This is a genomic window from Brucella ciceri (genome assembly GCF_041930145.1).
In the GTDB taxonomy this organism is placed as follows: domain Bacteria; phylum Pseudomonadota; class Alphaproteobacteria; order Rhizobiales; family Rhizobiaceae; genus Brucella; species Brucella intermedia.
This window is the reverse complement of the sequence record NZ_JBHEEV010000004.1, coordinates 39,315-62,020: the sequence shown is the minus strand read 5'-3', so window position 1 is coordinate 62,020 and position 22,706 is coordinate 39,315. Positions and strand designations below refer to the sequence as shown.

Genomic DNA, 22,706 nt, shown 5'->3' with positions numbered 1-22,706 from the left:
AAGCCATGAACACCGCTGTTAGAAAAATCGACGTGAAGAAGGAAGCCGCCGATCTGCTTTCCAAAATCGGCGTGGATGCATCCGCCTATACCGGTGGCAACCTTGCCGGTTTCAGCCCTGTTTCGGGCGAACAGATTGCTGCGGTCAAGACCCACAGCAAGGAAGACGCCGTCAAGATCATCGACAAGGCCGACGAAGCCTTCCGCGCCTGGCGCAACGTTCCAGCCCCAAAGCGCGGCGAGCTGATCCGCCTGCTCGGTGAAGAGCTGCGTGCTTCCAAGGAAGATCTTGGCCGTCTCGTTTCGCTCGAAGCTGGCAAGATCCCGTCTGAAGGCCTTGGCGAAGTGCAGGAAATGATCGACATCTGCGATTTCGCGGTCGGCCTGTCGCGCCAGCTCTACGGTCTCACCATCGCAACCGAACGCGCTGGCCATCGCATGATGGAAACCTGGCATCCGCTCGGTGTCGTCGGCGTTATCTCTGCCTTCAACTTCCCCGTCGCCGTCTGGTCGTGGAACGCCGCTCTTGCAATCGTCTGCGGCAACTCGGTCGTCTGGAAGCCGTCTGAAAAGACCCTTCTGACCGCTCTTGCCTGCGATGCGATCTTCAAGCGTGCTCTGAAGCGTTTTGGCGACGCGCCGGAAGGCATCTCCCAGCTTCTGCTCGGTGATCGTGAAATCGGTGAAGTCCTCGTCGACAGCCCGAAGGTCCCGGTCGTTTCGGCAACCGGCTCGACCCGCATGGGCCGCGAAGTCGGTCCGCGCCTTGCCAAGCGTTTTGCTCGCGCAATTCTCGAACTCGGCGGCAACAATGCCGGCATCGTCTGCCCGTCGGCCGATCTCGACATGGCGCTGCGCGCAATCGCTTTCGGCGCAATGGGCACCGCTGGCCAGCGCTGCACCACGCTGCGCCGTCTCTTCGTGCATGAAAGCGTTTACGACGCCCTCGTCCCGCGTCTGCAGAAGGCATATGCCAGCGTCACCGTTGGTTCCCCGCTTGAAACCAGCGCTCTGGTCGGTCCGCTGATCGACAAGGTTGCTTTCGACAACATGCAGAAGGCGCTCAAGGAAGCGGCTGCTCACGGCGGCAAGGTACAGGGCGGCGAACGCGTCGATGCTGGCCATGAAAACGCTTACTATGTGCGTCCGGCCATTGTCGAAATGCCGAAGCAGGAAGGCCCGGTTCTCGAAGAAACCTTCGCCCCGATCCTCTACGTCATGAAGTATTCCGACTTTGACGATGTTCTGGCGAGTCACAATGCTGTGGGCGCAGGCCTGTCGTCATCGATCTTCACGCTCAACCTGCAGGAAGCAGAGCGCTTCCTTTCGGCTGAAGGTTCGGATTGCGGCATCGCCAACGTCAACATCGGCACGTCTGGTGCGGAAATCGGCGGCGCATTCGGCGGCGAAAAGGAAACCGGCGGCGGTCGTGAATCGGGTTCGGACGCGTGGAAGGCCTATATGCGCCGCGCAACCAACACCATCAACTACTCGAAGGCTCTGCCGCTGGCCCAGGGCGTTTCCTTCGACATCGACTGATCGGTCTGGTTCAGGATCAAAAGAAAACCCCGCTTCGGCGGGGTTTTTTGCATCGGAATATAACCAATCGCTCATACTGTTGATAATAGCCAAAAGTTACATTGCAGCAGCCCGCCATGTCTGAATAAACGAAACATGTTTTTCATAGTTATTTTGGGGCAACATGTTTAAATCGACTTCATATCGCCTGCTCAGTCTGCTGGTAGGCTCTCTTATTTTGACCGCTTGCAATACAAGCTCCGATCCTACGGCGCTTAACAAAAGTGCGATCGACAATGCTCGCAAGACAGAGGGCTATGTCGCTACAAAAGGTGCTGCAATCGTCGCCCGCGTGACTATTAACGGCAAAATATGCCATCAGGCGAATATTCAATTGCAAGCAGTAGAGAACGGCCAGTTAGTGCCGCGTAATATCACCAGTATCGGACAAAATTACTCCTTGGCGGATATTGGCAAGATCACCCTCAGAATGGCCACCCTGAACATTCCCGGTGTCTTCGACGTAATAGACAGCCAGGATATTCGCGTATCATTCCAGCCGATTGCACCCGGCGATTATGGCATAGCTCGCGTCATCTGTAGCTGGGATTCGAATCATCGAAGCGTGCTTGAAGCCAGCAGCAGTGGCTTCTTTGGGCTCGGGAGAAAGAAAGCGCTTGTTCCATTGGCGATTGACGGCACAATTTCGGTGAAAAAAGGGGAGATCGTGGATGCGGGAGTCCTCAACATCATTTCCACGAGTAAGAGGCGCGCTGTCATTCTGGCATCTCCGGCACCGCAAACATATCGCGACACCATCAAGCGTCATTTGCCAGAACTCTATCCAAAAATTACATTCCGTCAGTTCAGCCGTTAATCTTTAGGGCGCATCCCGAAAACCGCATCGTTGTTTTGGGAGCGGGATTGGCGATTAGCGGAGATTGTGGTTATGACATGCCGAAAATCGTGGCTTTTGAGAACCGGCGCGCAGCGTACTTGAGTACGTGAGCGCCGGAAGCGCAAACGCATGATCCCAAAAAGTTGCAGACTTTTTGGGATCATGCGCAAAAAAGACACGCCGTCAGAACCGCAATATCAGCCCATGCGTTCGGAGGCGAAGGAACCGGGAGAAGCAGGGAATACAACTGTGCGATTGCCGTTGAGGAATGAGCGGTGATGGATATGCGCGTGAACGGCTCGCGCCAGAACCTGCGCTTCCACGTCACGGCCAATCGACACATAGTCGGCGGCGCTCTGTGCGTGCGTGATGCGCGCCACATCCTGCTCGATGATCGGGCCTTCATCAAGATCAGCCGTCACATAATGCGCGGTCGCGCCAATCAGCTTCACGCCACGCTCATAAGCCTGCTTGTAAGGATTTGCGCCCTTGAAGGACGGCAGGAACGAGTGGTGGATATTGATGATCCGGCCCGACATCTTCTGGCAAAGCTGGTCGGACAGAACCTGCATGTAACGCGCAAGCACCACCAGTTCGGTGCCTGTATCTTCCACGATATCCAGAAGGCGCTGCTCGGCTTCCGGCTTGTTGGCCTTGGTTACGGCGATGTGATGGAACGGAATGTCGTGATTGACGACAACCTTCTGATAATCGAAATGGTTGGAGACCACGCCGACAATATCGATCGGCAGTGCGCCGATCTTCCAGCGATAGAGAAGATCGTTCAGGCAATGGCCGAAACGCGAAACCATCAGCAATGTCTTGGTGCGGTGGGCATTGTCATGGAACTCGAAATTCATGTCGAAAGGTGCCGCCACGGACGCAAAGCCCTCACGCAGCACGTCGAGCGCTACGCCTTCTTCGGAAATAAAGCTGACGCGCATGAAGAAGCGACCGGTGTCCAGATCGTCGAACTGGGCGCTATCGATGATGTTGCAACCCTTGCCGGCAAGATAACCCGAAATCGCGGCAACGATACCACGGGTGGACTTGCAGGTGACGGTCAGGACGAAATTATGCATCGGACTTCCTCAAATTTTCGAAGGCGCAAGCCAGGGCGACCACATCGCGAACCTAATCCACGAAGCGGCCCCGGCCATGCCAGAATGCGTAATGCACTGACGGGATTGCGCTATCAAGCGACTTTGGAAGAAAGATTGTCCAATTTTGTTTCGAGCCGCATCCCGCGTTCCGGGATGCGGACCAGCATCAAAGATGCGGGTTGCGATTACGATAGCGGGCAACCAGCGAGCGGTTCACATCGCCCGAGCCCGGCATGTTGGCGCTGAGATAAATCGGGGCGTCGCCCTCGCCCACCAGCCTTGCCGCCACATCGGCAAAAACGGCATTGAGAATGGTCACGCCAAGCGCGGTTGAAACCGGGCCGACTTTCAGCGCACTGCCTTCCACTTCCAGCACCGCATCCCCCGCAGGCGCGTCATTGTCCAGAACGACATCGGCCAGAGAAAGCAATTGCGTGCACCCCTTGGCGATGGCGTTGGAATAGGTGACGGAGGTGACCGCAATAACGGCAGCGCCCTTCTCACGCGCAAAACGTGCTGCCTCGATGGGAGCGGCATTGACGCCGGAATTCGACACGACGATCAGCACGTCGCCTTCACGAATGCCATAGCGTTCGAGAATTGGCAGCACCGCTCCTTCGATCCGCTCGAAATGCGAGCTTGCCACTGCCCCGTCCTGCAGCATGATCGCCCCGCAAAGAATGGGCACGGTGATTGCCAGTCCGCCTGCACGATAATGCAGTTCTTCTGCCATCATATGCGAATGGCCGGTGCCGAACACATAAACGCGCCGATCCGCCTTGGCCGCAGCGGCGATGAGTTCAGCCGCCTTGGCCATCGGGTCGGCAAGGCGATCGCGCAGGCCGGAGAGCCGGGCGATCAGATCATTGAAATAACGATCGGTGATTTCGGTCATCGGCCTTACCCCGCGATCTGCTTTTCACCCGAAAGCCACGTGGCTTTCGCAAACAATCCGTCATCAAGATGGACCGCATCCATTCGCATGCCGGGTCGGAATGTACCGCGATCATCAAGACGCAGATAGCGCGCGGGATAGTGGCTCGCCATGCGCAGCGCCTCGGCCAGCGTGAGTTCCAGCTCGGCCACGCCGAAACGAACAGCCGACGCCATGTCGAGATCCGAACCGGCAATGGTGCCATCCGCCAGCACGAGCTTGGAGCAGATGCCGCCCGGCACACGACGGACGGCGCGCCCGTTGATTTCGAAGCTTTCAGAGTCCGAACCCACCAGAGCCATGGCATCCGTCACGAAAAACAGATGCGCGTCGCCGCGCTTTGCCCTGAGCGCAAGCCGCAGCGCCATCGGATCGACATGGTGGCCATCGGCAACGATGCCGCACCAGATGTCGGGATGATCGAGCGCCGCGCCTGCAAGCCCCGGCGCCCGGTGACCGATCTGGCTCATGGCGTTGAAAAGATGGGTGACACTGCGCGCACCGGCATCGAAGCGCTTGAACGCCTCTTCCGCTGTAGTGTCGCTGTGGCCGATGCTGACGACGACACCGCCATCGCTTAACCGGCGCACCTGGTCCGGCGTAACCTGCTCGGCAGCAAGCGTGACAAGCAAGGTGCCGATCTGCTTTGCCGTATGGATATAGAGCGCAATATCGGCATCATTGACGGGACGCATCAGTTCCGCCAGATGCGCGCCTTTCCGTGCAGGCGCCAGATGCGGCCCCTCAAGATGCAGGGCGGCAACGCCCTTGTCCGCCTTGACCGCTTCAATCGCCGCTTCGATGGCGCGGTCGCGAACCGGCGTCGTATCGGTAATCAGCGTGGGCAAAAGGCTCGTCGTTCCATATTTGCGATGCCCCTTGGCAATCGTGAACATGGTTTCGGGCGTTGGCTGATCGTTCAGCATGCGCCCGCCGCCGCCATTCACCTGCGCATCGATGAAGCCGGGAGCCAGAATGCCGCCATTCAGACGCTCGACCTCATGGGCCTCGCCGAGCGATGCTTCCGGCACAATGGCTTCGATCCGGCCATCGCCGAACACCAGCGCGCTCTGATCGTGAAAGCGCTCGCCGTCGAAGACACGCGCCCCTGCTATTGCTGATTTTTTCGTCATACCGTCACCGTAACCTTGTTGAGATTGCGCGGCTTGTCAGGATCGAACCCCTTGCGGCGCGTGACCGCTTCAATGACGCGGTAATAATTGATGAGGGAAACCAGCGGATCGAGATGCGCGTTACCCGTGCTCGCCGATGGCAACCGGAAGCCCGGCGTTTCCGCATCGGATAGCGATACGATGCTCGCCCCGAACGAGTGCAGCCGCTTGAGCGCCTGCATGTTGGTGTCAAAGGCTTCGTCGCGTGGCAGGAAGGAAACGATCGGGAAGCCCTCCTCCACCAGACGCATCGGACCATGCATCAGTTCGGCCAGAGAGAAAGCTTCGGCATGGATATTCGCGGTTTCCTTTGCCTTCAGCGCAGCTTCGAGTGCAATCGCAAAGGCCGTGCCGCGACCGCCGGTATAAAGCGAACGCGCATTGAACAGAAGGTTTTCTACTGCCTCGCGGCCATCGGGCCGTGTTGCAGCAAGCGCGTCCGGCAGGCGTTGCAGTCCGGCTTGCAGGCTTGCGTCACCGCTGGCCGAAGCAACGACGCCCGAAAGCGCGGCGACCGCGGCGATGAACGACTTGGTTGCGGCAACGCTTTTTTCTTCAGCGGCATGGAGCGCCAGCACGACGTCGGCAGCGTTACCAAGCGGACTATCGACGACGTTCACGACGGCGATTGTCGTTGCACCACCTTTTTTGGCGGCTTCCTGCGCCGCAACAATATCGGGGCTGGCACCCGATTGCGAAACGGTGAAATGCAGGCCGTTCTTGAGCTTCAGCTTGGAACCATAGACCGATGCCACCGATGGCCCGATGGACGCGACGGGAATGCCCATCGTGATTTCCATCAGATATTTGAAGAATGTTGCCGCGTGGTCGGACGAACCGCGTGCGGCGGTGGTGATGACGGCAGGTTCGCTCTTCTGGAAGATGCGCGCGATTTCCGCGAACGTGCCTGCCTCCTTCTCAAGCAGACCGGCGACGACGGCTGGCGACTGTTCGGTTTCCTGCAGCATCAGGGAGGAAGGGCTGTTCATGGTCATTCTCCAATTTTCAGTTCCGCGACGAAGTCATAGGCATCGGCGCGATAATGCGAACGGGTATATTCGACGATCCGGTCGTCTTCGAGATGCGAGACGCGCTCGATAAGCAGTGCGGGCGCGCCCCGATGCACGCCAAGCAGGCGGGCTATGCCGGGATCGAGCGTGACCGCCGTCAGGCGTTGCAAGGCGCGTACCGGCTTGTGGCCGCGCCGCGCCAGAGCGCCATAAAGCGAGGTTTCATCGACGCGGTCCTGATCCAGAAAATGGCGTGGAACCACCGCGCGTTCAAAAGCCATCGGCACTCCGTCGGCGAGACGCAGGCGGTCAAGCCGCACCACGGTCGTATCGACACCGACCCCCAGCCGGAAAGCTTCGTCCGGCGATGGCCTGTCGACCTTGTTGGTGACGACGCGCGCGCCCGGCTCCTTGCCGCGCGACAGCATGTCCTCGGAAAACGAAGTCAGGCGCCACAGATGCTGGCTGATGCGTGCCGGGCGCTCCGCGACGAAGGTGCCGCTGCCGCGCCGCGCTTCCACCACGCCCTGTGTCAGCAATTCCTTATAGGCATTGCGAACGGTGATACGGCCGACGCCAAGCTGCTCCGCCAGATCGCGCTCCGGCGGTAACCCGACGGCGGGCGCAAGCTCCCCTTCCTCGATCAACTCACCGAGAATGCGTGCGAGGTTCCGGTAAAGCGGTCCCGTAAGCTGCGGATCATGCAGGCCGCGCTCTTCAATCGCCGTGATCAATGTGGTTCTATTCATAACTTACATAATAGAACCTATATAGAACCAATGGCAAGTGACAATCTCATGAAAAAAGCCCGGTCGTAACCGGGCTTTTCTGTTAGTGCGATGGCGAAGCAGTATGTGCCTCGGCTGGTGGCGCATCGCCGTTGCGTTCCGGCTCCTTGATCCGGAACCAGGCGACATAGAGAGCGGGCAGGAAGAGGAGCGTGATTGCCGTGCCAGCGATGATGCCACCCATCATGGCATAGGCCATCGGTCCCCAGAACACTTCACGCGCGATGGGGATCAGCGCCAGGCTTGCTGCCGCCGCCGTCAGGGCAATGGGGCGCATTCGGTGCTGGCTCGCCTGTGTCACTGCATCCCATGGGTGCATGCCCTCGATGATATGCTCCTCGATCTGCACGATGAGGATGACCGAGTTCCGGATGAGAATGCCGACCAGCGCCAACACGCCGAGGATCGCCACGAAACCGAGCGGCTTGCCGCTTGGCAGCAAAGCGGCAACGACGCCGATCAACCCGAGCGGTGCCACAGCCACCACAAGGAACAGCCGCTGAAAGCTCTGCAACTGGATCATCAGGACGGTTGCCATGACGAACAGCATCAGCGGAACGACCGCCGCAATTGGTCCCTGGCTCTTGCCGCTTTCCTCCACCGTACCTGCCGTCTGGACATCATATCCCGCTGGCAGCTTGTCGGCGAAGGTCTTGATGGCTGGTTCCAGATCCTTGACGATCGTATCAGGCATCGTCTTGTCGATGATGCCGGCGGCAACCGTGATGGTGGGAATACGCGACCGACGATAGATAACCGGCTGCTCCAGCTCATACCGGAAATTCGCAATCGCCGCCAAGGGCACCGAAGTCCCGTTGCCGGTTGCGATCTGGAGGCTCTGGAGCGTATCGATCGAATCCCGTTCCTGCTTCTGCGCCCGTGCGATCACGTTGATCAGGTAGATGGAATCCCGCACCTGCGTGATCGTGATCCCGCCAACGATACCGTTGAGGGTCGTTGCAATATCCTTCGACGAAATGCCGAGCTTTCTCGCCTTGTCCTGCATCACATCGACGCGAATGACCCGGCCAGGCTCGTTCCAGTTGTAGTTGACGACGCCGAGCCGCTTGTCCGCACTCAGGATACCGGCAAAATCCTGCGCGACACCCCGCAGCTTCTGGATGTCCGGTCCCGAAATGCGATACTGCACCGGACGCCCTACCGGCGGTCCAAGCTCCAGATATTTCACATAGACGTCCGTACCGACATAGTCCTTGCGCAGCACCTCGTTGAACTTGTCGCGGAGCCTGTCGCGCGCTTCAATGTCCTTGGCAACGACGACCATCTGCCCGAAATAGGGGTTCGCCGGCTGCACATCGAAGGATAGGATGAAGCGGATAGCCCCTTGCCCGATATAGGTGCTCCAGTGATCCACATCGGGATTATCCCTGAGCATCGTCGCTTCGAACTTTTCCATCTGCGCTCTGGTGTCGGTGATGGAACTGTTCTGCGGCAGCGTCCAGTCGAGCACCAGTTCCGGGCGGTCCGACTGCGGGAAGAACTGCCGTTCGATGAAGCCCATCCCGAAAACCGACACGGCAAAAAGTGCGATGGTCGCGATGATCGTGATCCATTTATGCCGCATGGCCGCGAGCAGGACCTGCGAGAATATTTCGAAGAAGCGGCTTCGCTTTTCTTCATGCGCCTTCATTTTCTTCGGCAGGAAGGTGACCCCCAGCAAAGGCGCAAACAGCACTGCCACGATCCACGAGACAATCAGCGAAACCGCAATCACCACGAACAATGTGAACGTGTACTCACCGGCCTGGCTGCTATTGAGCCCGATCGGTATGAAGCCGGCAATGGTCACAAGCGTGCCCGTGAGCATCGGGAAAGCTGTACTGGTATAAACGTAGGTCGCCGCCTTGTTGATCGGATCGCCTGCCTCCAGCCGCGCGACCATCATTTCCACCGCGATCATCGCATCATCGACCAGAAGGCCGAGCGCAATGATCAGCGCACCGAGTGACACGCGCTGCAGCGAAATATCCAGCAGCGACATTGCCAGGAAGGTGATCGCCAGCACCAGCGGGATCGACAGCGAAACGACAAAGCCCGCTCGAACGCCCAGGCTGACGAAGCTCACCGCCAGAACGATGACGACAGCCTCGAACAGCGCTCTGGTAAAGCCGGAAACCGCATCCTTGACGACTTCGGGCTGATCCGCGACCTTGAAGACATTCACGCCAACGGGAAGTTCCTGCGTCACCTGGCTCATCATCTTGTCAAGCGCCGCACCAAATTCCAGCAGATTGCCGTTCGGCTTCATGCCGATGCCAAGGCCGATGGCGTCCTGCCCGTTCACCCGGAAAATCGATGTCGGCGGATCGACATAGCCACGCGTGATGGTCGCCACATCGGAAAGGCGGAAGAAGCGATCATTGACGCGCAAATTCACCGCGCGCAGGTCGGCTTCCGACGTGAATTGCCCGCTGACACGCACGCTGATGCGTTCCGGACCGGCTTCCACGACACCGGAAGGCGTGATGGCGTTCTGGTCCTGCAACGCTTGCAGGATTGCCTGCTGGTCCAGTCCGAGCGCCGCAACCTGACGTGTGGAGAATTCCAGATAGATCGCCTCGTCCTGCGCGCCGATCAGCTCGACCTTGCCTGCATTCGGCAAGGTGAGAATTTTCGCCCGCGTGCTTTCGGCATAGTCCCGCAGCTGCCGCATCGAAAGACCATCCGACGTGAAGGCAAAGACATTGCCGTAAACATCGCCGAACTGGTCGTTGAAATATGGCCCGAGAACGCCTTGAGGCAGCGTGTTCTGAATGTCGTTCAGAAAGTGACGCACCTCGGTCCATGATTTTTTGACCTGTTCGGCGCGCGCGGTATCTTTCAAAAATACGAAAACGACCGATTTACCCGCCGTCGTTATGCTGCGGGTATAGTCGAGCGTATCGAGTTCCTCTAGCTTCTTTTCCAGCCGGTCCGTAACCTGATTGAGCGTTTCCTCAACGGAGGCTCCGGGCCAGTTGGCCTGCACGACCATCGTCTTGACGGTAAATTCCGGGTCTTCCTCCCGGCCGAGATCGATATAGGAAATAAAGCCCGCGACTAGAAAGACGAGCATGAAGTACCAGACCAGGGACCGATGGTTCAGAGCCCAGTCAGACAGATTGAATCCTTTCTTCACAGACCCGTTCCTTTCGCGTCCAGGCGGACTTTCTGTCCTTCCTTCAACTCATTCACACCGGCAATCGCAACGTAGCTTCCGATATCGACACCCTCGGCGACAAAACTGCCGCCGCGCCGCTCGATAACCTGCACGTCGTGAAGGGAAACCGTCTGTTTGCTGGGGTCGATGACCCAGATTCCGGTCTTGCCGTTTTCTTCGTGCAAGGATTGGATCGGGATCGTTACCAGGTTCTGTTCGGGTGCAGCCATCGCCGCCCGGATCGTCGCGCCGAGGCGAAAGCCGTCGGGCGGATTGTCGAGGGCAATGCGCACGCGCCGCGTGCGCGTCTGGGCGTCCGCCTGCGGGGCGACCTCACGCACGGTCCCCTTTCCGGTGACAGTCGGGTCGGCCTGAAGCTGCACATTGAATGGCGTGTCCCTTTCAAAATATTGCGTCATGCTGTCGGGAATATCGAGGACCGCTTCTCGAACATCCGGACGTGCGACCGTCATCACGGTTTGTCCCGCGGCGACGACCTGCCCCACTTCGGCGCTCGTTGCGGAAATGACGCCATCGTAATCCGGGCGCAACACGGCATAGCTGCGCTGATCCTGCGCCTTTTTCAGACCCGCCCGGGCCTTCTCGAGCCCTGCGTGAGCGCTGTCCCGCGCCTGCCTTGCCGCATCATAATCGGCCTGGGAAACATTATTGCCCTTCAGCAGGATACGCTGGCGCTCCTCGCTTGCCGAGGCGTTGGCAAACTGTGCTTCCGCGCTCGCCAGATCGGCCCGTGCGGACTGGACGGCAAGATCGAGATTGGCAGGATCGAGCATGGCCACCATCTCGTCCTTCTTTACAAGATCGCCCACCTGAACAGGCCGATTGATGATCCGGCCCAGCACACGAAAGGCAAGATCGGTGGAATAACGAGGCTCGATCGTACCGGCAAAGCCCGTCTGCGTTACAGGCTTGGGCTCGACCACCATGTAAAGAACCGGACGCGCGACGTCCGAATCCGCCTGCTTGTCTTCTTCCTTGCCACAGGCGCTAAGCAGAACCGCCGCGCCAAGCAGGGCGACATAACCCGCCGCGCGGATCGTGGGAAACTGGATTGCCGTTTTCATTGTGCAACGAGCCCTTCCTGTTCCGGCATGATCTCGGCCGGTTCGCCGGAGCGCAGCATCTGCGCGCCCTTGGTGACGATCAGCTCGCCTTCCTGTAGCCCGCTCTCAACGAGTAACCGGCCTTTTTCGTAGGCGAGCACTTTGATCGGGACCAGCGTTGCCACTTTCGAATCCTTGGAGAGCCTCCAGACAGCCGTGCGTCCGGCATCCGAAGTCATCGCGCTCCATGGCAGAACGACGACCTTCACACTTTCCATATGAACCGTGCCCGTCACCGTGGCGCCCAGCGCCATCTGGTGCGGGGTTTGAGCTATCCCGACCTTGACCCGCACAGTGCCGGTCTGCGCATCGACCACCGGCGAAATTTCGCGGATCTTTCCTTCGGCGCTTATCGAAGCATCGGAGAGAAGGGAGATCGTTACACCCATCCCGATCTTGGCATGGTTGACCAGCGTTTCCTGCACGTCGAAGACCGCATCGCGCGGACCGTCCTCGGCAATCGAAAACGCCGTCTGCGCCGCCTGCACCACCTGACCGGCCTCTACATTGCGCGCAGTGATCACGCCTGAAACAGGCGCCTGCAACTCGGTGTAGGACAGTTCGTCGCGCGCGTTGTTGAGCTGGCTTTCCGCACTGGCAAGGGCGCTTTGCGTCGTCTGAAGGTTCTGGGTTGCCTGATCATAGGTGCTGCGCGTCGTAAACCCTTGCGACAGCAAGGCCTTCTGTCGCGCAAAGTTGGCTTCCGCCTGCACCAGCTGCGCCTGCGCGGCATCCTTGGAGGCTTGCGCAACGCGCAGATTAGCCTGCTGTTCGACATCGTCGATACTGGCGAGGGGCTGTCCCTTTTCCACATGCTGGCCGACTTCGACCAGACGCTGAACGACCTGACCGTTCAGCCGGAACGATACATTGACAAGCGATCGCGCCGCTATCGACCCGGATAATGTCAGCTTTGGCTGATAATCACTGGCGACCGCTTTGACCGCCGCCACCGGGACGACATTGAGTTCATCCGCCCGCGCCTGAAACGTTGCGCCCGGCACAAGCAGCCCCATGCAGGCAAGAATTATGGCGGCCATCCCGAAACGGGGAAAAACGTGCCGGTTCACAACGCGCCCTCCTCTATTCCGCAAACCGTAAACAAATGAATTTACTGCCATTTACACGAATCTCGCTGGTTCGGTTCGTTTGAGAGTGCAACGAAAGCCACGCACGCGAAAGCGGCGTCGTAAAAGATATGGTTTCATATTTCTCGCTGTCAAAATCTCTTCGGAAATGTTTACACCAAACAATTGGGCGGCTTTTGCCTTTCATCAGAAAATTTATAAGTAAAAATGTAGGTACGAGCAGAGTTTGAAGAAATGTTCCGGGAATACCGGCGATTGCCTCCTACCCTTGCACCTCCCGGACAAGCCTTTGCCCGGCAGCGTTCAATTCATAACGTGTGCGCTGCGTGCGCGGATCGCGCTGCCTGATCCGCACATAACCATGGTCCTGCCCGAGCACTGAAATTTCCCGGAGCACGAGAGCATGGGCAACGCCCAGCAACCGCGCAAAGGTTCGGCTGTCTGAGGCGATATCCAGCGCCAGCCCAGCCACAATCCCGGCACCGAGCGTGGTAAGATTGCCGGACGCAGCCATAAGAGCATCGACGAACGCCATATATTCCGCCTCGCTCTCATCCATCATGCGGCAGCCGACTTCAGGGGACGGAACGAAACAATCACCGACTTTGAGGTCGGCGTGTAGCTTTCATCACCGGAACTGGCGAGCGGCACCAGCACGTTCATTTCCGGGTAGTAGCCTGCAATGCAGCCGCGCGGAATATCGTAGGGCACGAAGCGGAAATCGCGTGCAATCCGCTCCACGCCGTCATCGAACTCGCCAATAATATCAGCCCGGTCGCCGGCCTCGACGCCGAGATCGGCCATGTCGTCGGCATTCATGAAGACGACCTGCCGTTCGCCATAGACACCGCGATAGCGATCATCCATGCCGTAGATGGTGGTGTTATACTGGTCGTGGCTGCGGAATGTCTGCAATACATAGCGTCCGGGCGTGCCGCGCGCTTGCTGGTGCTCCACGGATTCCGGCAGGGCGCCGGCCCAAAACGTGGCCTTGCCCTTCGTCGTGTTCCATTCCAGTTCCCGGGCGGAGTTGCGCAAATGGAAGCCGCGCGGTACCCGCACGCGCTTGTTGAAGTCGTAAAAGTCTGGCAATACGCGGGCAATACGGTCGCGGATGAGATCATAATCGTCGGCAAGTTCCAGCCAATTGACCGGCTGCGGCCCAAGCGTCGCCTGAGCCATGCCTGCAATGATCGCCACTTCCGAGCGCAGATGAGCAGATGCAGGCGCATTGATGCCGCCCGAGCCGTGCACCATGCTCATGGAATCCTCCACCGTCACGATCTGCGCAACACCCTTGGAGTTGAGATCGATTTCAGTGCGTCCGAGGCACGGCAGGATGAAGGAATCCTGCCCCGGCACCAGATGCGAATGATTGAGCTTGGTTGCGATATGGACCGTCATGCGCTGGCTGGAGAGCGCTTTCGAGATGAGCGGGCTGTCCGGCGTCGCCCGTGCAAAATTGCCGCCAAGGCCGATAAAGGCCTGAGCCGATCCGTCGAGCATCGCGCCGATGGCACCCAGAACATTATGCCCCGGCTCGCGCGGAACGTTGAAGCCGAACTCCTTTTCCAGCGCATCGAGAAACGCGACCGGAGGCCGCTCGTTGATGCCAACGGTGCGGTCGCCCTGCACGTTGGAGTGGCCGCGCACCGGACAGAGGCCCGCGCCCGGCCTGCCGATATTGCCGCGCAGCAGCATGAAATTGGTGATTTCCCGGATCGTGATAACCGAATGGCGGTGCTGGGTGATGCCCATCGCCCAGGTGCAGATGACCCGTTCGGATTGCATGTAGATCTGCGCCGCGCGTTCGAGCGACTGCCGCAGAAGACCGGACTGATCCTCGATCTCCTCCCATGAGGTGGCGTCGACAGCCGCACGATAGGCTTCCAGTTCCGCCGTATGCGTGCTGAGAAAGGCCCTGTCGAGAATCGATGGCTTGCCTGCGGCGAGCGCTGCATCGTCTGCCGCGAAAACCGCCTTGGCCATACCGCGGAAAGCGGCGAGGTCGCCGCCAAGACGCGGCTGGAAATAATCGCTTGCTATGGCTTCGCTGCCGCCATGCAGCATTTCAAGCTTGTTCTGCGGATCGGCAAACCGCTCCAGCCCGCGTTCACGGATCGGATTGAAAACGACAATGCGCGCGCCGCGTTCAGCCGCACGGCGCAGATCGCCCAGCATGCGCGGATGATTGGTGCCCGGATTCTGACCGACGACGAAAATGGCGTCTGCCATTTCGAAATCTTCCAGAAGCACCGTGCCCTTGCCGACACCGACCGACTGCTTCAGCGCCACACCGCTTGCCTCGTGGCACATATTGGAGCAGTCGGGGAAATTATTGGTGCCGTAGGCGCGCACGAACAATTGATAGAGGAACGCAGCCTCGTTGGAAGCACGGCCGGACGTATAGAACTCGACGCGGTTCGGACTGTCGAAGCTCTTGAGAATATCGCCGATGGTCTTGAAAGCCTCGTCCCATTCGATGGCTTCATATTGATCGGTCGAAGCGTTGTAACGCATCGGATGGGTCAGGCGACCGGTATTTTCCAGATCGTAATCCGTCCAGCTACGAAGCTTGGAAACCGTGTGTTCGCGGAAAAAGGCCGGTGTCGTGCGCCGGTCGGTCGCCTCCCAGGCGACAGCCTTCACGCCGTTCTCGCAAAACTCAAACGAAGAGCCATGTTCCGGATCGCCCCAGGCGCAACCGGGGCAATCGAACCCGTCAGGCTGGTTTGCCTTGAGAAGCGTGCGTGCGCCTGAGAGTGGAGCGCCGCTGGCGAGCAATTGCTTGCCGCAGCTTTTCAATGCGCCCCATCCACCCGCAGCAGCGGATCGCTTGCCGATGAAACCGGTTTTGGTGGCCTTGCTCATCCGTTACCCTCTAACCCGATTGCGGGCTCAGTTGCAGGAACGCCTTCTCTGATCGGCAGGAAGTTGCCTTGGGCGTGTGGCATTACCATAAGAGGAATTAGCCGGTCCTTCAATTAACCGCGAGGCAATTGTTATTCGATACTTGTTCGTACTTGATTTCAGCCGCGCGATCCGTCATGCGATTGGTCAAGAAAAATTACCACAAGGGGTGGGATAGATGCCCAACATCGTTGAAATCGCCGATCTGAAGCGGCTTGCCCAGCGCCGCGTCCCCAAGATGTTCTTTGATTACGCGGATTCTGGCGCCTGGACCGAGTCGACCTACCGCGCAAACGAGGACGACTTCAAGAAGATCAAATTGCGCCAGCGCGTTCTCGTCGACATGACAAACCGCTCGCTGGAAACGACGATGATCGGTGAAAAAGTGTCCATGCCGGTGGCTCTCGCCCCAACGGGCCTGACCGGCATGCAGCACGCTGACGGCGAAATGCTGGCAGCGCAGGCAGCCGAAGCCTTCGGCGTTCCCTTCACCCTTTCGACCATGAGCATCTGCTCCATTGAAGACGTTGCTTCGGTTACCAAGAAGCCGTTCTGGTTCCAGCTCTATGTGATGAAGGACCGCGACTTCGTGAAGAACCTGATCGGCCGCGCCAAGGCTGCGGGCTGCTCTGCATTGGTGCTGACGCTCGATCTCCAGATTCTGGGCCAGCGCCACAAGGATATCCGCAACGGCCTTTCCGCCCCGCCGAAATTTACGCCGAAGCATATCTGGCAGATGGCGACCCGTCCGGGCTGGTGCCTTGGCATGATGGGCACCCAGCGCCGCACCTTCCGCAACATCGCCGGTCACGCCAAGAACGTCACCGACCTTTCCTCGCTCTCCTCCTGGACCGCGGAGCAGTTCGACCCACAGCTCAACTGGAACGACGTTGCGTGGATCAAGGAGCAATGGGGCGGCAAGCTCATCCTCAAGGGCATTCTCGACGCCGAAGACGCAAGAATGGCGGCGAAGTCCGGTGCAGATGCTATCATCGTGTCGAACCATGGCGGACGCCAGCTCGACGGCGCGCCATCTTCAATCTCCATGCTGCAGCCGATCGTTGATGCTGTCGGCGACGCGATCGAAGTTCATGTCGATGGCGGCATTCGTTCCGGCCAGGATGTGCTGAAAGCCCGCGCGCTAGGCGCGCAGGGTGTCTTCATCGGCCGCCCGTTCCTCTACGGCCTCGGCGCGATGGGCAAGGACGGCGTAACGCTGGCGCTTGAGATCATCCGCAAGGAGCTGGATGTCACGATGGCGCTCTGCGGTAAGCGCGACGTCAACGAGATCGACAAGTCGATCATCCATTCCATTAACTTTTGACGATGTTTGGAGCCGGCCCCGTGCCGGCTCCTATACTTTAGCTATTACTTATACAATATCGCGCCAGACGCGAATTCTAGTAGAAAATACACCGCAGGGTTACTTAATAACCAAGTGTTAAACATATCTCTTTACCATATCCGGCAATGCGGCTTGTGAGCCGATTTTCTGTTCGGATTTGGAGTGGGAACCGATGAAGTGCATTTCCGCCATTGCCATCGTGGCTGTCAGTCTGATGGCGGGATCGAGTGCGGCCTTTGCCGCTGATATAATTGCAGAGCCTGTTATTGAGCCAATGCCGGAACAGGTCAATGCCTCCGGCTGGTATATCCGTGGCGACCTCGGTTACAATTTCAAATCCAGCACGGGCGGCGAGTGGAACTTCTGGAACCAGTTCGATCCACCCTATCGCGGCATTGACGACACGCTGCGTTACGACGATTTCAACCTCAAGGCAGGCGCAACCTATGGCGTGGGTGTCGGCTATCGCTTCACCGACACATTCCGCGCCGATGCCACGCTGGACTACTTCCGCGCAGGCATCAACGGGCGCACCCCCTGTCCGAGCTATGTGAAGTCCGGGAAGGGGCTCAATCCGGTCGAGGACAATTGCAACTACGAGGATTCGTCCACGGCCAATATCTGGACGGCCATGGCCAATGCCTATGTCGACCTGCCGCGTACCGGCCCTGTCACGCCTTATCTCGGCGCGGGTCTTGGTGCTGCCTATGTCAGATATGACGACTGGAAATCCCATGAAGTCTGCGCTGGCTGCACCTATTCCAGCGAAAAGGGCGGACTGGACAGCTGGCGTTTTGCAATGGCTCTCATGGCCGGCGTCAGCTATGACCTGACCGAACAGCTCAAGCTGGATGTTGGCTATCGCTATATGCGTATCAATGGCGGCAAGGCCTATGGATACGATGCGGACGACCGCAACACCAACCCTTACGGCAGCGCCGAAGGACCGGGCGCCACCGGAACGCAGGCCAAGGACAACGGCTTCAACATGCACACGATCCGCGCCGGTCTGCGTTACGAATTCCGTTAAGCATCGTGCTCACGTGAATAGCAAAGCCCGGTTCAGCCGGGCTTTCTTCATTTCAGCCGCGTGAAACCGGCGCTTTCGACAATAGCACCGTGCGGATGGCGAAACTGGAATGAATGCGCGCGACACCGGGCAATCGCGACAGGATTTCCTTGTGAATGACCTCATAGGCCGCAGCATTTTCAGCTTCGACGCGCAGAATGTAATCTGCATCACCCGTCATGAGATAGCACTCCTGCACTTCGGGATGCCGCCGCACCGCTTCCTCGAAACGGTTCAGAAATTCCTCCGTCTGCCGGTCGAGCGTAATGCGCACGATGGCGACCAGCCGCTCATCGCCACCGGATGAGCCGACGATGGCCGTATAGCCACGGATAACGCCGCTTTCCTCCAATATCTGCACCCGTCGCAGACAGGCGGACTGGGAAAGCCCCACCTCGCTGGCCAGCTGGCTGTTGGTCATGCGCCCGTCACGGCGCAGGCAACGGATGATGTTGCGGTCTATACTGTCGAGCGTTGCCATGAATAATCTTCAACCGAAAAGCTAAAATATGCGCAAGTTGTGCGGAAATTCGCATAATATGCGATAAATAGCAAAAACATTCGAATAGTCTTCGATTAATATATGAGCAAGCTGTGGGTGTGAGGAGCGGCCGGGTTTCTCCGCCGGGGCTTTATACGCTCTGGGCGGCGCGCGATCCATATCGTCAGCGGCTTTCAGGCGTTCTCATTGAGTAGTCGGAGGCTTGGAAAGAACCGCGTAAATGGTTGATATGGCGATGCAATTTTCACAGGACGAGCGTGACCTTGCCGCCGGCGGCGTCTTGACAATCGATCTTGCGGCGCTGCGGCACAATTATTCGGCCATTGCCCGTCATATCGCGCCCACGCGCGCCGCTGCTGTCGTGAAGGCGGATGCCTACGGCCTCGGAGCCAGCCGCGTTGCCCCGGCCTTTTACGATGCCGGTTGCCGTGATTTCTTCGTCGCCCATCTTGGCGAGGCCATTGCGCTGAAGCCGTTTCTCCAGCCCGATGCGACACTTTACGTTCTGAACGGTCTTCAGCCGGGAACGGAAGAAGCCTGCGCTCGCGACGGCATCCTGCCGGTGCTGAACTCACTCGAACAGATCGAAAACTGGGGGGCACTCGCCGCCAGACAGGGCAGAAAGCTGCCTGCCCTTCTGCAACTCGATACCGGCATGTCGCGTCTTGGCCTCTCCGCCAGTGAATTCGAGCGCCTTCTGGAAAATTTCGCGCTTCTGGACAATATCGATATCAAGTTTGTCATCAGCCATCTGGCCAGCGGCGACGAGCCAGAAAATGCGGCAAACGCGCGCCAGCTTGCCAATATGACGGCCCTGCTTGTGCGACTGCCGAAACTTCCGGTTGCCTTCGCCAATTCCGGCGGCAGCTTTCTTGATAAATCCTATCATTTCGACCTCGCCCGCCCCGGCGTTGCGCTTTATGGCGTTGGGCCCGAAAATGAGGTCGTTCCTGTCCTCACCCTGTCGGCACGTGTCATTCAGGTGCGCGATATCGACAAGGGAGCGGCGGTTGGCTATGGCGGCACCTATGTCGCTGAAGGCCCGACGCGGGTCGCGACCATTGCGGTGGGCTATGCCGATGGCTGGTTCCGCTCTCTCAGCAACAAGGGTTCTGCCTTCTTTGGCGATACGCGCCTGCCGATCATCGGTCGCGTCTCGATGGACTCGATCACGCTCGACGTCAGCGCATTGCCGGAAGGCACGCTGAAACTCGGCAGCCTTGTGGAACTGATTGGTCCGCACCAGCGTCTCGAAGACGTGGCACGCGACTGCGACACCATTCCCTATGAAATTCTGACTGCGCTCGGCAACCGTTATGCACGTGTCTACGTGGAGAGCGGCGCGAGCGACATAAAAGCATAAGACAAGAGGCGAACATGCAGATCACCATCCTCGGCAGCGGCGTCATCGGCGTTACGACCGCTTACTACCTCGCCAAGCTCGGTCATGAGGTAACCGTTGTCGACCGCGAAGAAGGCCCGGCACTGGAAACGAGTTTTGCCAATGCCGGCCAGGTTTCGCCCGGCTACGCCTCGCCCTGGGCTGCTCCCGGCATCCCGTTCAAGGCCGCGAAATGGCTGTTCCAGAAGCACGCGCCGCTCGTTCTGCGCCCGACCTGCGATCCGGTCCAGTACAGCTGGCTCCTGCAGATGCTCGCCAACTGCACCGACAGCCGCTACAAGATCAACAAGACCCGCATGGTGCGCGTGGCCGAATATGCGCGCGATTGCCTTGTCGATCTGCGCAAGGATACAGGCATCGAATACGACCAGCGCATGCAGGGTACGCTCCAGCTGTTCCGCGAACAGTACCAGCTTGACGGCATCGGCAAGGACATTGAAGTGCTGCGCCAGGATGGCGTGCCGTTCGAAGTGCTCGACCGCGAAGGCTGCGTCAAGGTGGAACCGGCGCTTGCGCATGCGAAGGACAAGTTCGTCGGTGGCCTGCGCCTGCCGCATGACGAAACCGGCGACTGCTTCAAATTCACCAATGCGCTGGCAAAGATTGCCGAAGGGCTTGGCGTGAAATTCCGCTTCGGCGTCAACATCAAGTCACTGCTGATGTCGGGCGGCAAGGTTTCCGGCGTCGAGACTTCGCAAGGCATTCTGACTGCCGACCGCTATGTGGTTGCGCTTGGCAGCTACACGCCTGCACTGGTCAAGTCGCTCGGCCTCAACGCCCCGATCTATCCGGTGAAAGGCTATTCGATTACTGCGCCGATCATCAATGAAGAACGCGCCCCGGTTTCGACCGTACTCGATGAGAGCTACAAGATCGCCATTACCCGCCTCGGCGACCGCATCCGTGTCGGCGGCATGGCGGAAGTGTCGGGCTTCACCAAGGATCTGCCTGCCGCGCGCCGCGCAACGCTGGATCTGTCGGTCACCGACCTGTTCCCCGGCGGCGACCTGAAAGCTGCAACCTTCTGGTCGGGCCTGCGCCCGATGACACCGGATTCCACGCCGATCATCGGTGCAACGCGCTATGACAACGTGTTCATCAATGCCGGTCATGGAACGCTTGGCTGGACCATGTCGTGCGGTTCCGGCAAGCTGCTCGCCGACCTTATTTCCGGCAACAAGCCGGATATCCGGGCGGACGACCTTGGCATTTCCCGCTACGAATAAGAAAATGCCTGTGCGCCGTCAAAAACTTGGCGGCGTGCAGGCGCTGACGATTTCGCACGGCACCAAAACTTCCTGAACCCAAATTCTGCTGCAATCCCGTGTCTCATTGGATGCGATCTTGCCGCGTTGATTCTGGTCGGGAAACTTGCATGAGACGAGTGTATAAGTTCACTGGCCTTTTTCTGGGTCTGATAGTTGTTGCAGGTGTTCTGTACGGTGGAAAAGGATACTTGGACGCTCTGTCGGATGCGCCGGAATTACGTCAACGCGCCGATGCATTAATAGTCCGGGGACAGGGAGGAAACTCGCTCGGTGGGGAACATCTGGCGATATTGCTTGCTGTAGAAGACCCCAATTTCGCCAACCACATTGGCGTTGATTTTTCCACGCCCGGAGCAGGCGCGACGACAATCACCCAATCGGCATCCAAACGCCTTGCTTTCAAAGAATTTCATCCCGGCCTCGGCAAGATTCGGCAAACCGGTTATGCATTGGGCCTCGAAAGCCGACTTTCAAAGGAACAAATCCTTGCCCTGTGGCTCGATACTCTGGAAATGGGTGAAGGTCCTCAAGGATGGATGACTGGTTTCAATAATGCCAGTTCCCTGATTTATGGGCGAGCACCTGCCGAATTGAACAACCTGGAATTCATGCGGCTGGTTGCCGTTCTCATCTCACCGGCGTTGTATAAACTGAGCGAGAAAGACACTGCTCTCGATGAGCGTGTCGGACGAATAGAACGTCTCGTAGCAGGCAAGTGTGCAGCCAAAAGCCATGGCGACGTCTGGCTCGAAGGATGTCGGCAACCTTCCGATGGTTAACTGGAAGTTATACCGTTTGCCTCCCTCTGACTAAAAACTTGGCGGCGTGCAGGCGCTGACGATTTCACACGGCACCGGGCCAACGCAACGAAACCGGTGCGGCAGCTTCGAGGAAAAATAATAGGCATCGCCCGGCCCCAATATGCGGCGTTCGGCTCCAACCGTCACTTCAATGCGGCCTGAAATGACGATGCCTCCCTCTTCGCCCTCGTGCATCAAAAGCACTTTGCCCGTGTCGGAACCGGGCTCGTACCGCTCCTTCAGCATCTGCAGCGAACGTGAAAATAGGTGGTCCCCCACCTGCCGGTAGGAGATCGGCCCCTTGCCGATTTCCACAAGCTCCTCCGCCTGATAGAATACCTTGTGCGGCGCATCCGGTTCGAGCGCGAAAAACTCGGCCATGCCGATGGGAATTCCGTCGAGAATGCGCTTCAATGCGCCGACCGACGGGTTGGACTGATTGGCTTCGATGAGGGAGATGGTCGAATTGGTCACGCCTGCCCTTTTGGCAAGCTCGCGCTGTGACAGATTCTGCCGCATGCGCACATAACGAAGCCTCCCGCCGATATCGATGCTCATCGAACCTTCCCTTCATGTTTATGATGTTCGATATAGCACAAACCCGATAATTATCCCA

General features: G+C 58.6%; 19 protein-coding genes. 7 read left to right on the top strand and 12 right to left on the bottom strand.

The features are described 5' to 3' along the window. The first annotated feature begins 5 nt into the window (after positions 1 to 5). Both amaB and JNC63_RS09025 read left to right on the top strand, forming a co-directional pair. Positions 6 to 1,538: an L-piperidine-6-carboxylate dehydrogenase gene (amaB, locus tag JNC63_RS09030; RefSeq protein ID WP_063620672.1), complete on the top strand. Its 1,533-nt coding sequence runs from the start codon at positions 6 to 8 to the stop codon at positions 1,536 to 1,538. Positions 1,539 to 1,701: 163 nt separating this feature from the next. After that, a complete protein-coding gene (locus JNC63_RS09025; protein WP_063620671.1) occupies positions 1,702 to 2,394 on the top strand; it encodes a hypothetical protein in 693 nt (230 codons plus the stop codon). A 218-nt stretch (positions 2,395 to 2,612) separates the two neighbouring features. Here JNC63_RS09025 and purU read toward each other — a convergent pair whose 3' ends face one another. The 10 genes from purU to JNC63_RS08975 form a co-directional block, all read right to left on the bottom strand. Continuing rightward, complete coding sequence (gene purU / locus JNC63_RS09020) at positions 2,613 to 3,497, bottom strand: formyltetrahydrofolate deformylase (protein WP_006467477.1); 885 nt, start codon at positions 3,495 to 3,497, stop codon at positions 2,613 to 2,615. A 187-nt stretch (positions 3,498 to 3,684) separates the two neighbouring features. Next, positions 3,685 to 4,413 (bottom strand): SIS domain-containing protein, encoded by a 729-nt coding sequence (locus JNC63_RS09015; protein WP_025090562.1) that lies wholly within the window; start codon positions 4,411 to 4,413, stop codon positions 3,685 to 3,687. A gap of 5 nt (positions 4,414 to 4,418) precedes the next feature. Then, entirely contained in the window at positions 4,419 to 5,585 is a 1,167-nt protein-coding gene (gene nagA / locus JNC63_RS09010; RefSeq protein ID WP_063620670.1) for an N-acetylglucosamine-6-phosphate deacetylase, read from the bottom strand. Continuing rightward, a complete protein-coding gene (locus JNC63_RS09005; RefSeq protein ID WP_025090564.1) occupies positions 5,582 to 6,613 on the bottom strand; it encodes an SIS domain-containing protein in 1,032 nt (343 codons plus the stop codon). Before JNC63_RS09005 ends, nagA begins: the two co-directional genes overlap by 4 nt. A gap of 2 nt (positions 6,614 to 6,615) precedes the next feature. Beyond that, positions 6,616 to 7,383, bottom strand: a complete 768-nt coding sequence (locus JNC63_RS09000) for a GntR family transcriptional regulator (RefSeq protein ID WP_006467481.1) — start codon at positions 7,381 to 7,383, stop codon at positions 6,616 to 6,618. 82 nt (positions 7,384 to 7,465) lie between these two features. Further along, a complete protein-coding gene (locus tag JNC63_RS08995) occupies positions 7,466 to 10,561 on the bottom strand; it encodes an efflux RND transporter permease subunit (protein WP_063620669.1) in 3,096 nt (1,031 codons plus the stop codon). Continuing rightward, positions 10,558 to 11,667, bottom strand: coding sequence for an efflux RND transporter periplasmic adaptor subunit (locus tag JNC63_RS08990; protein ID WP_063620668.1), 1,110 nt, complete (start codon positions 11,665 to 11,667; stop codon positions 10,558 to 10,560). The genes JNC63_RS08995 and JNC63_RS08990 overlap by 4 nt, the downstream gene beginning before the upstream one ends. After that, positions 11,664 to 12,827: an efflux RND transporter periplasmic adaptor subunit gene (locus JNC63_RS08985; RefSeq protein ID WP_063620667.1), complete on the bottom strand. Its 1,164-nt coding sequence runs from the start codon at positions 12,825 to 12,827 to the stop codon at positions 11,664 to 11,666. Before JNC63_RS08985 ends, JNC63_RS08990 begins: the two co-directional genes overlap by 4 nt. 229 nt (positions 12,828 to 13,056) lie before the next feature. Then, positions 13,057 to 13,356 (bottom strand): hypothetical protein, encoded by a 300-nt coding sequence (locus JNC63_RS08980; protein ID WP_063620666.1) that lies wholly within the window; start codon positions 13,354 to 13,356, stop codon positions 13,057 to 13,059. Next, positions 13,353 to 15,665 carry an FdhF/YdeP family oxidoreductase gene (locus tag JNC63_RS08975; RefSeq protein WP_063620665.1) on the bottom strand — a complete coding sequence of 771 codons (2,313 nt, stop codon included), beginning with the start codon at positions 15,663 to 15,665 and terminating at the stop codon, positions 13,353 to 13,355. The genes JNC63_RS08980 and JNC63_RS08975 overlap by 4 nt, the downstream gene beginning before the upstream one ends. A gap of 217 nt (positions 15,666 to 15,882) precedes the next feature. Between JNC63_RS08975 and JNC63_RS08970 the strand changes: the two genes are divergently transcribed. After that, positions 15,883 to 17,028 carry an alpha-hydroxy acid oxidase gene (locus tag JNC63_RS08970; protein ID WP_063620664.1) on the top strand — a complete coding sequence of 382 codons (1,146 nt, stop codon included), beginning with the start codon at positions 15,883 to 15,885 and terminating at the stop codon, positions 17,026 to 17,028. A 193-nt stretch (positions 17,029 to 17,221) separates the two neighbouring features. After that, positions 17,222 to 18,079, top strand: coding sequence for an outer membrane protein (locus JNC63_RS08965; RefSeq protein ID WP_063620663.1), 858 nt, complete (start codon positions 17,222 to 17,224; stop codon positions 18,077 to 18,079). Positions 18,080 to 18,131: 52 nt separating this feature from the next. On the opposite strand, the gene JNC63_RS08960 is transcribed toward JNC63_RS08965, so the two are convergent. Further along, complete coding sequence (locus JNC63_RS08960; RefSeq protein WP_021587044.1) at positions 18,132 to 18,599, bottom strand: Lrp/AsnC family transcriptional regulator; 468 nt, start codon at positions 18,597 to 18,599, stop codon at positions 18,132 to 18,134. Between the two features lie 241 nt (positions 18,600 to 18,840). Here JNC63_RS08960 and alr point away from each other — a divergent pair, with 241 nt between their 5' ends. The 3 genes from alr to JNC63_RS08945 all read left to right on the top strand — a co-directional run bounded on the left by alr (position 18,841) and on the right by JNC63_RS08945 (position 22,069). After that, on the top strand, positions 18,841 to 19,983 hold the full coding sequence (gene alr, locus JNC63_RS08955; protein WP_063620662.1) for an alanine racemase: 1,143 nt from the start codon (positions 18,841 to 18,843) through the stop codon (positions 19,981 to 19,983). Positions 19,984 to 19,997: 14 nt separating this feature from the next. Next, positions 19,998 to 21,248: a D-amino acid dehydrogenase gene (locus tag JNC63_RS08950; protein ID WP_006467491.1), complete on the top strand. Its 1,251-nt coding sequence runs from the start codon at positions 19,998 to 20,000 to the stop codon at positions 21,246 to 21,248. A gap of 230 nt (positions 21,249 to 21,478) precedes the next feature. After that, a complete protein-coding gene (locus JNC63_RS08945) occupies positions 21,479 to 22,069 on the top strand; it encodes a transglycosylase domain-containing protein (RefSeq protein WP_245670661.1) in 591 nt (196 codons plus the stop codon). A gap of 30 nt (positions 22,070 to 22,099) precedes the next feature. Here JNC63_RS08945 and JNC63_RS08940 read toward each other — a convergent pair whose 3' ends face one another. Continuing rightward, positions 22,100 to 22,648, bottom strand: a complete 549-nt coding sequence (locus tag JNC63_RS08940) for a cupin domain-containing protein (RefSeq protein ID WP_006467492.1) — start codon at positions 22,646 to 22,648, stop codon at positions 22,100 to 22,102. Positions 22,649 to 22,706: the final 58 nt, after the last annotated feature.